Annotated in this window: 11 protein-coding genes, 1 tRNA gene and 1 pseudogene; 9 read left to right on the top strand and 4 right to left on the bottom strand. The window is 62.0% G+C overall.

The genetic code is table 11. The annotated features are described in order from the left end of the window. Window positions 1-107: 107 nt before the first annotated feature. Both H2LOC_RS18785 and H2LOC_RS18780 read left to right on the top strand, forming a co-directional pair. Window positions 108-659 carry a hypothetical protein gene (locus H2LOC_RS18785; protein ID WP_136497203.1) on the top strand — a complete coding sequence of 184 codons (552 nt, stop codon included), beginning with the start codon at window positions 108-110 and terminating at the stop codon, window positions 657-659. A gap of 63 nt (window positions 660-722) precedes the next feature. Beyond that, a complete protein-coding gene (locus tag H2LOC_RS18780; RefSeq protein ID WP_246206894.1) occupies window positions 723-1,409 on the top strand; it encodes an adenosylcobinamide amidohydrolase in 687 nt (228 codons plus the stop codon). A gap of 65 nt (window positions 1,410-1,474) precedes the next feature. Here the strand turns inward: H2LOC_RS18780 and H2LOC_RS18775 are convergent, their stop codons facing one another. Both H2LOC_RS18775 and ubiG read right to left on the bottom strand, forming a co-directional pair. Then, window positions 1,475-2,149 carry an invasion associated locus B family protein gene (locus H2LOC_RS18775; RefSeq protein WP_202620498.1) on the bottom strand — a complete coding sequence of 225 codons (675 nt, stop codon included), beginning with the start codon at window positions 2,147-2,149 and terminating at the stop codon, window positions 1,475-1,477. Between the two features lie 76 nt (window positions 2,150-2,225). Next, complete coding sequence (gene ubiG / locus H2LOC_RS18770) at window positions 2,226-2,981, bottom strand: bifunctional 2-polyprenyl-6-hydroxyphenol methylase/3-demethylubiquinol 3-O-methyltransferase UbiG (protein WP_136497204.1); 756 nt, start codon at window positions 2,979-2,981, stop codon at window positions 2,226-2,228. Between the two features lie 308 nt (window positions 2,982-3,289). Here ubiG and H2LOC_RS18765 point away from each other — a divergent pair, with 308 nt between their 5' ends. The 7 genes and pseudogenes from H2LOC_RS18765 to H2LOC_RS18740 all read left to right on the top strand — a co-directional run bounded on the left by H2LOC_RS18765 (window position 3,290) and on the right by H2LOC_RS18740 (window position 10,163). Continuing rightward, entirely contained in the window at window positions 3,290-4,522 is a 1,233-nt protein-coding gene (locus H2LOC_RS18765) for an aspartate kinase (RefSeq protein ID WP_154331758.1), read from the top strand. 120 nt (window positions 4,523-4,642) lie between these two features. Then, the gene (locus tag H2LOC_RS18760) at window positions 4,643-5,047 is read left to right on the top strand and encodes a DUF2780 domain-containing protein (RefSeq protein ID WP_136497205.1); all 405 of its coding nucleotides are present in this window, start codon (window positions 4,643-4,645) and stop codon (window positions 5,045-5,047) included. Between the two features lie 83 nt (window positions 5,048-5,130). Then, window positions 5,131-5,205 (top strand) — tRNA-Gly (locus H2LOC_RS18755). A gap of 485 nt (window positions 5,206-5,690) precedes the next feature. Next, window positions 5,691-6,453, top strand: a pseudogene (locus H2LOC_RS22145) (outer membrane protein); the annotation flags it as partial. A 71-nt stretch (window positions 6,454-6,524) separates the two neighbouring features. Continuing rightward, a complete protein-coding gene (locus H2LOC_RS22140) occupies window positions 6,525-7,478 on the top strand; it encodes an outer membrane protein (RefSeq protein ID WP_425487346.1) in 954 nt (317 codons plus the stop codon). A 91-nt stretch (window positions 7,479-7,569) separates the two neighbouring features. After that, window positions 7,570-9,732 carry a hypothetical protein gene (locus tag H2LOC_RS18745; protein ID WP_136497206.1) on the top strand — a complete coding sequence of 721 codons (2,163 nt, stop codon included), beginning with the start codon at window positions 7,570-7,572 and terminating at the stop codon, window positions 9,730-9,732. Between the two features lie 152 nt (window positions 9,733-9,884). After that, window positions 9,885-10,163: a hypothetical protein gene (locus tag H2LOC_RS18740; protein WP_136497207.1), complete on the top strand. Its 279-nt coding sequence runs from the start codon at window positions 9,885-9,887 to the stop codon at window positions 10,161-10,163. Window positions 10,164-10,192: 29 nt separating this feature from the next. Here the strand turns inward: H2LOC_RS18740 and H2LOC_RS18735 are convergent, their stop codons facing one another. Both H2LOC_RS18735 and H2LOC_RS18730 read right to left on the bottom strand, forming a co-directional pair. Then, window positions 10,193-12,784 carry a DEAD/DEAH box helicase gene (locus H2LOC_RS18735; protein WP_136497208.1) on the bottom strand — a complete coding sequence of 864 codons (2,592 nt, stop codon included), beginning with the start codon at window positions 12,782-12,784 and terminating at the stop codon, window positions 10,193-10,195. A 4-nt stretch (window positions 12,785-12,788) separates the two neighbouring features. After that, window positions 12,789-14,591 (bottom strand): site-specific DNA-methyltransferase, encoded by a 1,803-nt coding sequence (locus tag H2LOC_RS18730; RefSeq protein WP_136497209.1) that lies wholly within the window; start codon window positions 14,589-14,591, stop codon window positions 12,789-12,791. Between the last annotated feature and the right edge of the window lie 246 nt (window positions 14,592-14,837).

Genomic DNA, 14,837 nt, shown 5'->3' with positions numbered 1-14,837 from the left:
TGCGCGGCCTGCCGGAGCGCGAGCCAAATTCTCGTCGTCAACGCTCCACAGGCGCGGACGTCGAACAGAAAGGGTGGCGACGCCACCTCAACCGAAGGAGACCTGCCGTGACTGCATCAGACTTTTCTTCTCCTGTTTCCCGAACCACGCTATCGATCGCTGCGCTCGCCGTCATTGGCGCGCTGTTCACGCTCGGCTTCGCCTGCGCGGTTCCTCTGGCCGCTTTCGCGGCGATTTCCGCCATGTCCTTCGACCGCCGCACAGCGCTATTGGCGACCGGCGCCGCATGGCTCGCGAACCAGGCGGCGGGCTTTGCTTTCCTGCATTATCCGATCGACGGCGAAACGCTCGCCTGGGGCGCCGCGCTCGGCGCGATCGCCCTTATTTCCTGCGAAGCGGCGGGACTCGCAGCGCGTCGCATATCTGGCGTCGCCGGCCTCAGCGCTGCGTTCGTCGCGGCCTTCGTCGCCTATGAAGGCTCCCTGTTGCTGATCGATGCGGGACTGGGTTTGCTCGAACACGTCGACTTTCTCGGCGCGACTCGCATTCTGCTCATCAACGCCTGCGCCTTCGGCGGCTTGTCGGCTCTGAAGTCGATCGCCTCCTCGACGAGCCTGAGAAGAAAGCGCGCCTCGAGCCTCTCGGCGCGCCACGCCTGAAGAAAATTGCAAACATGCGGCGAGCCGGCCGCCGGCTCGTCGATCCTCACCCGGAAAACTTCAGTGCGCCAGCCCATAGGACTGCCATTCAGGCTCGACCTCGCGCCGCCTCTTCTCGTCGTCCGGTTCGACGAACCCGTCGATACGGTGGGATGGTCGATCCTCGCGCCCGGCTTCGGGTCCACGCGAGAAATCGTTTGGCTCGAAGTCCACGACAGGGATTTGCCCATCGACATAGACCCGGTCGTCTTTCTGAGAGAGAGGCTCGCGGCGGAGGCGCTGGGCGGGGCCGCCGCATTCATGACTTCGCGAGATATCCGGCGTCATCATATCGCGCAGTCCGTCATCGGCGGGGCCGGCGCCACCTGCGTCGCCACTGTCGGCCTTTCAAACGCAGAGAGGGTGGGAAGGCGCCGCAGGAGCCAGGCTCACGCCTTCGGGACGATCAATACGCTGATTCACAGCTCTCGCCCGCTCTCCAAAGGCGCCTTCATCGAAGCCGTGTCCATTGCGACCCAGGCGCGAACCGCGGCGGTGATGGAGAGTTGCGACCGGCGCGATACGGCTCCGGCGACGGGCACGGGAACCGATTGCATCATTGTCGCTGCGCCGAAAGGCGACAGGCCGGAAAGCTGCGTCGGCCTCCACACCGATCTCGGCGAAGCGATCGGGGCCGCCGTCTATGATGCGACATCCGCCGGTGCGACGGAATGGCGCGCCGAATCGATCCTGCCCGAGGGAACGGAATGAAAGCACGCCGACGGTGAAATTTCACAGGAAGCGAAGCGACCTCGGCGGAACGAGCCGCGCCGCGGCTATTTGCATTCCTGCTGAACGCGCGTCAAAGCCTCCGAGAGCCCCTTGAGCGAATAGGTGTCGGTCGTCGCCGAGCCTTTGGCGGAAGACGCCTTCACGACCAGCTTGGACCCGCTCTTCAGCGTCTCGACGAATTCTTTTTCCTTGGCGGTGTTTTTCACCCAGGCGTTGTTGCCTTTGGTCACGAGATCGAAAGTGTCGCCGTCCACGTCGGCGACGGCGCTGCCATTGTCCTTGGTGGGGTAGCCGAGATTGACCGCGACTTCGTTTTTCACGCCCTCGCCGGGGCGGGTGGAAATGAAGACATAGGCCTGGGAGTCCTTGAGCTTCGCCTTGGGCTGGCGCTCCTTGGGCGAGCCGAGCGCGTAGCAGGTCTTTCCCTGCACCGAAAAAGCGTTCCAGTCGCCGAAGCTCCCGAGAAGCTCGGGCTTTGCGGCGGCGTCATGGCCGTTTTTCTTGCCGGCGCCCTTTTTACCGTGGGAATCGGCTTTGCCGTGGGAATCTGCGGGCGCATCGGCAGGGCTTTCGCTCGCGGCGCCGGCGTCCTTCGCCGCGGGCTTGCTCTTGGCCAAGGCAGGAGCGCCGCCCAAACACAAGGCTGCGCCGAGGGCTGCGACGACGACGCTGCTGAAAAGGCCGCAGCGCGCCGGCTTAAACGAGGTTTCGCGCGTCATCTGTAAATTCTATCGCTCAGCTGGCGTTCGAACAAGAGAGGAAGGAGGCGGAAGGACGAAGGAAACAGCGGTTTTTTTAAAGATCCTTCTTGGCCGCCATCAGATAGTTGACATCGGTGTCGCGGCTCCTGGCCCAGGAGCGCGACAGGGGCTGGAAACTCATCCCGGCGCGGTCGATCTCGCGCATGCCGGCGCGCCGCACCCAGCCCGACAGCTCATCCGGCCGGACGAATTTATCGTGATCATGCGTGCCTCTGGGCACCCAGCCGAGGACATATTCGGCCCCGACGATCGCGAGCGCGTAGCTCTTCATGGTGCGATCGATCGTCGCCAGAAAAAGCAGCCCGCCGGGCTTCACCAGCCCGGAAAGCATCGCGACAAAAGCCCTCTGGCCCTCGACATGCTCGATCACCTCCAGCGCCGCGACGATGTCGAATTGCGCTCCGGTTGCGGCGAGAGCTTCGGCCGTCGTGTTCCGGTAATCGATGCTCAGTCCCGATTTCTCGGCGTGCCTGCGCGCGACCTCGATATTGTTGGGAGCCGGATCCACGCCCGTCACCCTTGCGCCCAGCCCGGCGAGCGACTCGGATAAAATTCCGCCGCCGCAGCCGATGTCCGCGACGGTCACCCCCTCCAGAGGGGGTTCGGCGTAGCGGTCGCGATGAAGATGGCGCACGGCGAGGTCACGAATGTAGTCGACCCGCACCGGGTTGATCTTATGCAGAATCCCCATCTTGCCGCCCGCGTCCCACCACAGGTCTCCGAGCCGGTTGAAGCGTTCGACGTCGTCGCGATTGACGCTGGGGGACGTGGGACGGGCGTTATGGGGCACGAGAACCTCTTGATGCAGCCTGACGCGAAGGCTTTTTTCCGCGGGAACGCCGCCGGCGCGCCATGATTGTCAGCGCCGCAGCAAACAGAGCGGGAACCGGTCGGATGAGAACGATGCGCGATGTCGGCGGCTTCCTGGCCAAGGTCGACGTTGACACCGGCGACCTCGCGGTAACATATAGCGCGGCCTTCGGCCAGAGGCGAGCGGCGGAGCGCGGCGCCGCAAAAGTCGACAGGCTTTTGCCGTCGTGTCGCCGGCGCGCCCTGATCCGCCATCGGCATGGTCTCTCACCTTCTCCTGGTTTCGTAATGTCCCGTCTGGTGATGAAATTCGGCGGCACCTCGGTCGCCACGGTCGAGCGGATTCATAATGTCGCACGCCACGTCAAACGCGAGGTGGAGGCGGGTCATCAGGTCGCGGTGGTGGTGTCCGCCATGTCCGGCAAGACCAACGAGCTCGTGGCCTGGTGCAAGGAGGCGGCGCCGCTCCACGACATGCGCGAATACGACGCCGTCGTGGCCTCGGGCGAGCAGGTGACCGCCGGTCTTCTCGCCATAGCGCTGCAGAAAATCGGCATTTCGGCGCGCTCCTGGCAGGGATGGCAGATCCCCGTCCTCACCGACGACGCCCATGGCGCGGCGCGAATCCAGGATATCGAAGCGAAAGGGATTCTCGGCGGCTTCACCCGCGGCGAGGTCGCGGTGGTCGCGGGCTTCCAGGGAATACATGCGCCCACCGGCCGGATCACCACTCTGGGACGCGGCGGCTCGGACACGAGCGCGGTGGCCCTGGCTGCGGCCATCGGGGCGGACCGCTGCGACATCTACACCGACGTCGACGGCGTCTACACCACCGATCCGCGCGTAGTGCCCAAGGCCCGGCGCATGGAAAAAGTGGCCTTCGAGGAAATGCTGGAGATGGCGTCGCTGGGCGCCAAGGTTCTGCAGGTGCGGTCGGTCGAGGTGGCGCTGGTGCACGACGTGCCGACCTATGTGCGCTCCTCCTTCGACGACCCGGAAAATCCCCGCAGCGGCACGCTTATCTGCAAAGAGGAGGATATTTTGGAAGCCCAGGTCGTCACAGGCATCGCCTTCTCTCGCGACGAAGCGCAGATCACCTTGCGGCGCGTGGCCGACAAGCCCGGCGTCGCGGCCGCGGTCTTCATGCCGCTGGCGGAGGCCGGCATCAATGTGGACATGATCGTCCAGACCGTCTCCGAAGACAACATGACCGACATGACCTTCACGGTCGGCGCGGCGGATTACGACCGCGCCCGGGCATTGCTGGAGCAGGGCAAAAACGGCGTCGGCTTCGCCTCGATATCGGGCGCGAGAGACGTCGCCAAGGTCTCGGCGATCGGGGTCGGCATGCGCAGCCACGCCGGCGTCGCGGCGCAGGGTTTTCGCGCCCTCGCCGACAAGGGAATCAACATCCGGGCCATCACCACCTCGGAAATCAAATTCTCGGTTCTGATCGACGCGGCCTACACCGAACTCGCCGTCCGGACGCTGCACACGCTCTATGGGCTCGACGCCGGCTGAACCAACGCGCGCAGCCATGGCCGCCCCCGCTCCAGGGCTCCTTGCTTTTGCCTCCCTCAGCGGCCACAAAGCGCTTGGCCGCTCACGCGAGGAACGCGGCATTTTGAGGAGATTCCGCACATGGAAGATTTGATCAAACGCATCTGCGACGCCGTCGGCCTCGATGAGAACACGGCAAAAATCTCGATCGGCCATGTGCTTGGTTTCATCCAGAAGGAGTTTCCGGAAGGCCCGGTGGCGGAATTGCTCGCCAAGGTTCCGGGCGCTCAGGAGGCGATCGACGCCGCGGCTGCGGCTCCCGGAGGCGGCGGACTCGATTCGCTGCTCGGTGGCCTCGGCGGCCTGATGGGCGGGGCCAAGGGCGACATCATGGCGCTCGCCGGCAAATTGTCGGGCCTCGGCCTCGACATGAGCCAGATGCAGAAGCTCGCCTCGGAGATTTTCGCCCACGCCGATCAGGTCATCGGCAAGGAAAATGTGGACAAGATCGTCGCCGCGATTCCTGCGCTGGGTCAGTTTCGGTGAAAAGCGACCGTCGCGGAAAACGACTTGGCTGAATGCCGGGCTTTCTGCTATTTTCATTGCGGCGACGGAAAAGCCGCCGCTTCGCGGGCGTAGTTCAGTGGTAGAACGACAGCTTCCCAAGCTGTATGTCGAGGGTTCGATTCCCTTCGCCCGCTCCAATAAATTCAAAGACTTATAAAAGATTTTTGGCGTCTGCGACACCCCGAAAACGGCGGTGAGCGCCGAAGCAAAACGCCATGCGCCTGGATTTGGCCTCGCTTCGTTTCCTCCCGGCTGACCTGCCCGTTTCCCCCTCGCGCGACATCAGGAGCAGTTGGGCCGGGAATCGTACGCCATGCAACCTGAGAGTCGACCCGACGGTCACGGCTATGCGCGCGGTTGCTTCCACGGATCGCGGCGATCTCGCTGAAGCCGTATCACAACTGCAACCCCGGCGGCAGAATTGCGCGGTCCTGAACAGCTTGCGGCAAATGCAGCCGCCGCGGCGCGCGATCATCCATCAAAGCAATTCTCCGTCAATAAAATCAAAGCCGTTCGATCAACTATCGTCCATGACCCCCTCTATTCAGAGGAATTGACAGTATAAAAAAACATTGTCACTTTCAACCAGTTGTACGATTCCGCGGGGACGGAGAGACTGTCGATGGCCGTGAAGTTCCGAATAACCATTTTAACGATCGCGCTCGCCGGAGGCCAAGCGGCAGCCGCGGACCTTCCATCGCGCAAGAGCATGCCTGAATATGTTCCCCCGCCGCCGATCTGGAGCGGTTTTTACGCAGGCCTGAACGCGGGTTATGGCTGGGGCGGGACCAACGGCGTCCCGACCGCGGCTTTTCCCCTGGTCGACAATATCGCCGCCGATCCCTGGTGGAGAACGCCGCTGGGCTTCGCCGCCATCGCCAATTCCGGCGTCGCCAGCGTCAATCAATCCGGCTTCGTCGGCGGCGGGCAGATCGGCTACAATTATCAATGGAGCCCCAGCTTCGTCGTCGGGCTCGAAGCCGATCTCCAGGGTTCCGCGATCCGGGGGGCGGGCGGTCGCGCCGGAATCGTGCGATTCGGACCCGACGCCTCCGGCGCCTTTGAAACCGCCGCCGGCTCGGGCGCCGTCGCCGCGGGCGTCGACTGGCTCGGCACGGTGCGCGGCCGGGTCGGCTATCTCGTGACCCCGACCTTGCTGGCCTATGCGACGGGCGGTCTCGCCTATGGCGGCGTCCATGCGAACGCCGCCCACGCGCTCGCCTTCTCGGACAGCCTGCCGACGATCTATCCGACCTTTGGCGGAACCGGGAGCTATTCGGACACGCGCGTCGGCTGGACCGTCGGCGGCGGCGGCGAGTGGATGTTCATGCCGAATTGGAGCCTCAAGGCCGAGGCGCTCTATTACGATCTCGGCTCCGCAAGCTTCGGGTCGAGCCCCGTGGGAGCGCTCGACCCGGACGGGACCAATCTCTCCACCGGCGTCCCCGGCGCCCTCATGTTCGCAAACGGCCTGTCCACACGAGTGAAATATGACGGCGTGCTGGCGCGCGCCGGCGTCAACTATCACTTCAATTGGGGGGCGGCGGCTCCAGCGCCGGAATCCGCGCGGCCGATCGTCTGGAGCGGTTTTTACGCAGGCCTGAACGCGGGTTATGGCTGGGGCGGGACCAACGGCGTCCCGACCGCGGGTTTTCCCCTGGTCGACAATATCGCCGCCGATCCTACGTGGGGGACGCCGCGGGGCTTCGCCGCCATCGCCAATTCCGGCGTCGCCAGCGTCAATCAATCCGGCTTCGTCGGCGGCGGGCAGATCGGCTACAATTATCAATGGAGCCCCAGCTTCGTCATTGGACTCGAAGCCGATCTCCAGGGTTCCGCGATCCGGGGGGCGGGCGGTCGCGCCGGAATCGTGCGATTCGGACCCGACGCCTCCGGCGCCTTTGAAACCGCCGCCGGCTCGGGCGCCGTCGCCGCGGGCGTCGACTGGCTCGGCACGGTGCGCGGCCGGGTCGGCTATCTCGTGACCCCGACCTTGCTGGCCTATGCGACGGGCGGTCTCGCCTATGGCGGCGTCCATGCGACCGCCGCCAACATGCTGTCCTTCTCCGACAGCCTGCCGACGATCTATCCGACCTTTGGCGGAACCGGGAGCTATTCGGACACGCGCGCCGGCTGGACCGTCGGCGGCGGCGGCGAGTGGATGTTCACGCCGAACTGGAGCCTCAAGGCCGAGGCTCTCTATTACGACCTCGGCTCCGCAAGCTTCGGGGCGAGCCCCGTGGGAGCGCTCGATTATAACGGGACCAGTCTCGTCAACGGCGCCCCGGGCGCGGTTCTCTTCGCCAATAGCCTGACGACCCGTGTGAAATATGACGGCGTACTGGCGCGCGCCGGCGTCAACTATCACTTCGATTGGGGGTCGGCGGCTCCCATCGTGGCGAAGTTTTAATCAGCGGCGAAAGCGGCGCCTTCCTTGGGTTTGCGCCGGGTTTGCTGCGCCGAAACAGCCTTTCAGCGACTGGGCCGGCGCGGCTTTTCGAATGAAAAAACAAACGGAGCGGGCGATGGCCTGGTATTGGAAGAGCGGACCACAATCAAAAGCGGCTTTTACGGCCTGTTTTCTCGCGCCATGTCTGATCGCGAGCGCGCCGGCGAAGGCGCAAGTCGTGTGCCCGGCGCCCCCTGTCCAGACGATCACGATTTACAACGATACCCCCGATCAGTACCTGTTCGCGGAGTTCGAGGTCGGTTTGCCCGATAAGGACATCTGGCTCCAGGCGTGGTGCAAGGTGCCCAACAGCCAAATAGGGAACTATCCTTATCCCACGACACTAACCAATCGAATCTACATCAATCCGACCACCGGCATCGCGCCGGGGCACAGCGTTGAAATAACGCTTCCCCTCTATACGCAATTGGCCCAGACCGTCGTCCCCACGGCAAACGACCAGTTTGCCGAATGGTGGCAGGGTCAGAACATCCAGCTGTTCTACAGTCCGACCTCGAGGCCGCCGAGGGCCTATACCGAGTTTTACAATGGCAGTCTGAGGAAGAATCAGAAGCAAATGAAGTCGGCGGCGGCCGCCCCGACCTGGCCGACGTGCTCGTCCACTCGCGACAACCCCTGCTCGCTGGAGTTCGTGACCGACACCGACGGCACCTTCCCCAAATACGGCCCGAGCCAGCTTCTGGAGGCCACGCTGGGCGCCCGGCAGGAGCAGAAGGTCGTCAATGATTCGCCGCCCAATCGCCTCGACGTGCGTAACGCCGATTTCGACGTGAGCTACGTCAACGTCGCCTATGGGCCGGCCGCGATGGGGCCAAAAAACAACGACCAGGTCGGTTATGTCGGCACGCCGATATCGCTCACGGCCAACCCGGGCGGCTTCCGAAGCCTCGGCAATCAGTTCTGGAAGGACCAGAACGCCAAATACGGGGCCGACGCCTGGCCGCGCTTCGTCTTTACATACGCCGATGGAACGAAGGAAATCGTACCCAAGCTGCCGTCGCCGCTCGAAGTGTTTGCGAGATTGTCCGGCGCCAACCCGCCCGCCGATCTCGAGCCTGCGCCGCAATGGCCGGACAGGCTTTGGCCCGCCATACAGAGTCTGAAGGACCAGGGGGTGAATTGGGCGCACGCCTGCACCCACAGCCCCCAGGGAAATACGACTTTTTGCGACGCTCTCCTCGATGTCGTGGCGCTGCTGCAGGCGAATTACCAGAATTATCTGGCTCTCTTCAGAAGCGGACTTTGCACGGGAACCCCCGTCGGCCAAACCATCAATGGCGACCTCGCGCATATCTATGGATGGACGCCGTGGACCGAGGACGCCGCCGGAAGGAAGGGCTACGGTTGCCAACCCGCAGATAATCTGCTCGAAAACACGCCCGGCTACTGGACCTGGTCCGATCCGAACGACCACAAGAAGCCGAAGGACTACAGCAAATATCTTGCGGTCAAGCTGGAATTCGACAAACTCAATTATGGGACTTTGCCCGACGAGAAATACGCCTTCAACCCCTGGGTGCAGCTCATTCACGGCAAGAACTACCTGCAAATACCTGGAGCCTATGCCTATTCGGTCGACGACGCCGTGGGCAACATCCAGGCCGAGGCGACGGGTTATATCGTCGATGTCGGAAGCGTGAAGCACCTGGAAAATCAGTTCCCGGCCGAGCAACCGATCAATGTGTCGCTGGGATATGATCCCAACGCCGCGATCAAGTTCGCCAGCTATCGCGTCTGCGTCAACGATGCCGTCCATGACAAGCCGGTCAACGAATTGAACCCGGCGTTCATCATGAACGCCCGCGATCCTTCGACTTGTCCCGTGTTCCTCATCGACAACAAGAGCCCGGCGCAAACCTATACCTTCACGATCAATAAATCGCCGCCCTTCGCGGAATTCACCATTCCGCAGGTCAACGCCGGCGTCCCCAAATGGGACAACAGCATGACGGGCAACGTTCCGACGGCGACGAACACCACCTACTACGTCCAGTGCGACGGCAATACTGCCGCCCCGCCCTTTGCGCAGTCGAGCAAGTCCTGGTGCTGCAACAAGGACTCCAGCTCCGGCACCTGGGCCTACACGATGCCGGATGCAGCCAGCGCCCACAAGACTTCGGTCCATACGGTCACGACCATCCCCGCGCTCAAGAGCGCGACCACTTCAGAGGCTTCCTGCACGATGGGACATTAACTTCAAAGGCTCCGTGGCCGACCGGCCGCGGAGCCTCGCGACCTCCGGCTCGACGCCGAGGGTCTCTCCCAAACGGTCAAGCGAACTGTGTCGCTGCGGTTTGACGCTCTTGCCGCAACTCCACACGCGGGCGATAATTCGGAAGAGAACCCATGAGCGGCGCAGTCGCATTCGACGCGCTGAAATTCGTCGAAAGGCTGGAAGCCGGCGGATTCACCCATGCGCAGGCCAAGGCTGCAGCGGAGGCTTTCTCCGAGGCGACCGGCCAGGAATTGGCCACAAAGCGCGATTTGAGGGAAGTCGAGACGCGGCTCGAGGCCAAGATCGAAACTTCAGTCGCAAATCTAAAAGTCGATATTTTGCGGTGGCTGGTGGTAACCCAGATCGCGCTGGGCGGCTTCGTCTATGCGGCCATCAAATTTGTGAAGTGACTGGACAAGCGACCCCGCCGCTCGCCACGTCATAAATATTCTGGAAGCTTTGCTTTCCACTCGCTCATCAGAATTAGCGTGCCCTCGACTGTCTCGCCTTCCTTCACGAGTTCCAACTCTCCTACCGGGGTTGCGTCATCCCACTGGAATTGACCGGAAAGGAAATCGAGCGCCTCCCGTTTGTATGCGGTGTCGAGGTTATCCAGCTGATCGCCCTTGGTTTCGAGAATCACGACCCGCTTGTTTTCGCCTTCCCGGTGAACGGCGAAGATGAAGTCGGGATATATCTTCGCCTTCTTCCAACCCTGAATGCCATATTGCGTCCGCGCCACATTGCGGTGCCACCACGTCAGCGTCTTCTCCCCGTCGAGATACACCGCAACGTCGCTCTCATCAGCGTTGAGTTCGTTTTCGTAGATTGGCGAGAACAGACTCTTCTCCAATGGCCCGCCCGCCCGATTGACCAATTGGCGGGCGTTCTCCGGCTCCGAAGTCTCCACGCTGAACGGCATGCGCCAGTTGCGACCGTCGAGCCGTAACCTGAACTGGATGCGCCCGGCTTCCACCTCTGCCTTGAACAGGGCTTCCGCCCGCCCATTGCGGGCCTCGTCCAGCCCCTTGCGCAATTCTTCGACGATCAGGCTGGCGAGCTGGCCGAGCTTTGCGTCGTCGAAGCCGCGGGCGCGAAGATGGCGCACAGTACCCGCGACGATTTCCCGGCCGACGAAGGGATTTAGGACGATGTCCGAGATCATCCGCACCGCGTGCGCGGGATCGAATCTCAGGGTTTCGGAGTTGGCGGCGACCGTTTCCCCGATAAACAGCTCTTCGCCGTCGTCCGACAGCCTGATCTTCTGAAGCTGGCTTTCCGCGGCTTGGGCATTTTCGGGGATACGATTCGCCAGCGCAGCCGCATCGAAGCCCCGCCAGTCGATGGCGGCCAGCACGTCGGTTTCGTAATCGAGATCGCGGACCTCGGTCCCCTCCGCCAGCATCACCTTGGGCAGGTAGATTTCAGTCGATTGGAACGCCGGGCGTCGCTTGATGGTCCGGGTTGTCTGACCGCTTCCGGCTTTGTCTTCCTGCGTCACCCGCAAAACCAGATCGCCGAGGCCGTCCTGTTCGAGGCCGCCCTTGATCGCCGCGACCACCGACGCGGTGTCCGCGTGATGGGTGATCACATGGCACTCATCGAGCGCCTCGATCTCGGTTTTCAACGCGCCGGGTTGCCGCAGGATGCGCCCCACGAGCTGCGTCATCGCCTTGAGGTTGGAACTCGCGGCAAGACTGCAAAGCACATAGGCGAAGGGACAATCCCAGCCTTCTTGCAAGGCCTGCTTGGTAATTATCGCCCGCACGCGATTGGTCGGCGCGAGCAAATCTTGATTTTCCGGGGCGTTCAGGTCGTTTTGCTGCGCCGTCTTGATTGCGATTTCCGCGGCGTCGAAACCGGCCGTCAGCAGCCAGTCTCTCACGTCGTCGGCGTGGATATGGCCGCTTTCGCGCTGATCGGCCCCGGTGCGTTCGACCTGAATCAGCATGATCGGGCGAATATAGCGCCCGGTGTCGGCTTGCAGGCGGCGAGCCTGCATATCGAGGGCGTCGAGCCTCGCCAGCGCGGCGTTGAGCGTGGCCTTCCAGTCGGCGCCTTGGCGCGGGTCGAGGTTTAGGGGCATTTTTATCATGCCCTCCCGATCCAGCTCCCGTCCGGTGACTTCCACCAGCAGATTGGCGTATCGCCCTTCGCGCGGGCTGCGGCCGCCGCGGGGTTGTACATCCTGCGGCGTGGCCGTCAGCTCGAGCACGAAACAGGGGTTGAAGCCATAGAGCGTGCCGAAAGCGAGGTCCGAAACGGCCCGGTGTCCCTCGTCCAGCACCACAACCGGCCGGATGACCCGGAGCGCATTGCCGAGAGAGTCCTTCACCATCGGAAACAGGCCGACATAGGCGGATAGATTAGGCGTGAGGTCGATGGCCGCCTTGTGCGCCTGTTGCTCGCCTTCCGGTGGAAAGAAGCCGTGAACGTCGCCCCGGTCCTGAAACATTTTCAGGGAGTCCTGGGTTTCGCGATTCGCCGATTGCAGCATCAGCAGCATGACGCAGAGGTTGGTTTCCACGTCGCGCGCATCGAGGCGGTCGGTCTTTTCCATGATCCGCACCCGTCCGGCAGCGGCCCTGTCGAGCGCCTGCCGATAGGGGTGCTGGCGGTCCTTCAGCGCTTTCAGCGTTTGCGTGTAGATCGCCTCATTGGGCACGATCCACAGCACGAAGCCGGTGTTGCGGTCGAGATAACGCCCCATGATCCGCGAAAGAGCCGAAACCGCCAGCCAGGTCTTGCCGCCGCCGGTCGGCACTTTCAGCACAGCATTGGGCACGGGACGGCTGCAGCCGTCCTCGCGCGGGGAGAAGGGAATATTATCGCGGGAGGCGGGCAATTTCCCGGCCGCCTTCATTGCCTCCCATGCTTCTTTCGTGAAGTCCGGCGCGACGAGGCCGAGATCGGGCTCCTGCGCTGCGAGCGCGGCCACCTTGTCGGTCTTCGCCTTCTTGGCCTTGAGCTGGTCGAGAAAAGCGTCGAGCGTCGCTACCGTCCGGTCCTGATAATCGAGCTGGCGAAACATGGCGTCAGCTCCGATCGATCCGGTAGAGCGCGAAAGGCAGCGGCACGAATTCGACCGGGATATTCTGTTCCGCCAGCATCTTCTGGCTCACGAAGCGGGCCGGAGCAATGACCAGATGACGCGCATCCGGGGCCGTCGCTGCGAACTCTTTGGCGCGGGAGAGCGTGAGCGCGGACTCCGGCGATTTCAGCCAATCGAGATCGGGCTTGTAAATCAGCCAGACATGCTGACCCGCGACCGCGCCGAGGTAAAAATCCGCCTCGCGCACTTTGGCCGGATCGAGCGCATGACTGGTCGCCATATGGAACAGCGCGGCGCCGAGCCCCTCATAGGACGGCAGGGTTTCGCCGGTCAGCACCTTGTCGAGTTCGACCGGATCGCCCAGCGTGCAATAGGTGAAGGCGCCGCCGAGACCGTCTGTGCGTTCCTCGACCGTCTTTTCACCGGTGACGATCAGCTCGCCGTCTTTTACTTCTTTTTTGATGCGGTCATATTCATGGCCGTGGAGATTTTCGATGGCTTCGACCTTGTGAACCAGATCGCCGGCATTGGAGATCGCCTTCCAATTGAGGCGTTCGCGCAACAGCTCGGTCCGCTGCGAGCCCTTGAATGGATAACCCTCGATGACGCGGCGGACCCGTTCGGCGGTGAGTTTGTCGGCGTAATCCTCCATCTCGACAAGGATGAAACGCCGGTTGCCGTTGTCGCGTTTGTTAGCTTCAAGCACGGCGTGCGCGGTAGTGCCTGAGCCAGAAAATGAATCTAAAACAACAGAATTCTCGTCGGTAGCAAGATCAAGGACCTTAGATATTAGAGCTACTGGCTTTGGCGTGATAAATACGTCTTCAGCCTTCTCGGGCTTTAATATAGATATAAGCTCTTTTTTTGCATCTTGTGTGTGTCCGACCTCGTCGTATTCCCATAGGGTCTGAGGAACACGCCCCCTTACTTCGGATAAAAATCGCTTGATGGACGGGACGTTATTTCCGTCTTCGCCCCACCAAATACGATTATCTCTATTCATTTCCCAAAGCTTGGCCTCTTTTACCCGCCAGTAATTGCCTCCGGGTGGCCCTTCGATAAGCCGTCCTGACGGACAGCGAATCGAGTATGTTCCTTCGCTATAATAATTTCTGGCTGAAAGATCTCCAGGCTTCCATGCCCCGCGTGGATCGTTGTCTGGATTGGAATACCTGGCATTCATGCTTTCCGTTCGCCCAAGCATGTTCGGACGCCAGGTCAGTTTATCTTTAGCATATACCAGGATATAATCGTGATCGTCAGAAAAGAACTGAGCTGATGGTTTAGGGGAATAGTTTTTGTGCCAAATACAACAAGCTACAAAATTAGATTCTCCGAAAATGCCGTCCAGCATCATCCGAGCTCGGTGTATTTCATTATCGTCTAGCGTAACCCAGAAGCTACCAGTATCCGAAAGCAACTCATGCAATAACCTCAACCTCGGCCACATCATCGCACACCATTTATCGTGGCGCAGGCCGTCCTCGATACCGATGGGATTGGACGCGAGCCATTCCCGGATCATCGGGGCGTTGACATTATCGTTGTAGCACCAACCCTCATTGCCGGTGTTGTAAGGCGGGTCGATGAAAATGCAGTCGACCTTGCCGGCATAGAGCGGCAGCAGGGCCTTGAGGGCGTGCAGATTATCTCCGTGAATGACGAGATTGCCGTCGAGCGCGACCGGCCCGATCCCCTTCTCGGGATGCGGCACGAGCGGGCGGAAGGGCACGGCGAGATGATGGTTGTAGACGAACTCTTTGCCCTTGAAATTCAGCTCGGTCATGATTTTTCCCAGCGCCGGGTCCGGTCGGCGCACCGCTTCCCATCAACTGCGCGCCATTTGTACTCGCGCTCATAATCCTTCTGGCGCCTTTTGTCTCTTGCCACCGGCAAAGGAACCATTCGACAAGAAGCGTCCCTTGCGGCCCGCGCAGCGGGCGTCTCGAAGGACGGGAGGACAATTGATCCTCGCCCTTCGAGACGGCCTCGATGAGGCCTCCTCTGGACGAGGAGTTTCGGGAGGTCCCGT

Source organism: Methylocystis heyeri (assembly GCF_004802635.2).
GTDB classification, from domain to species: domain Bacteria; phylum Pseudomonadota; class Alphaproteobacteria; order Rhizobiales; family Beijerinckiaceae; genus Methylocystis; species Methylocystis heyeri.
The sequence above is the reverse complement of the archived record's forward strand: the minus strand, read 5'-3'. Positions and strand labels throughout refer to the sequence as shown.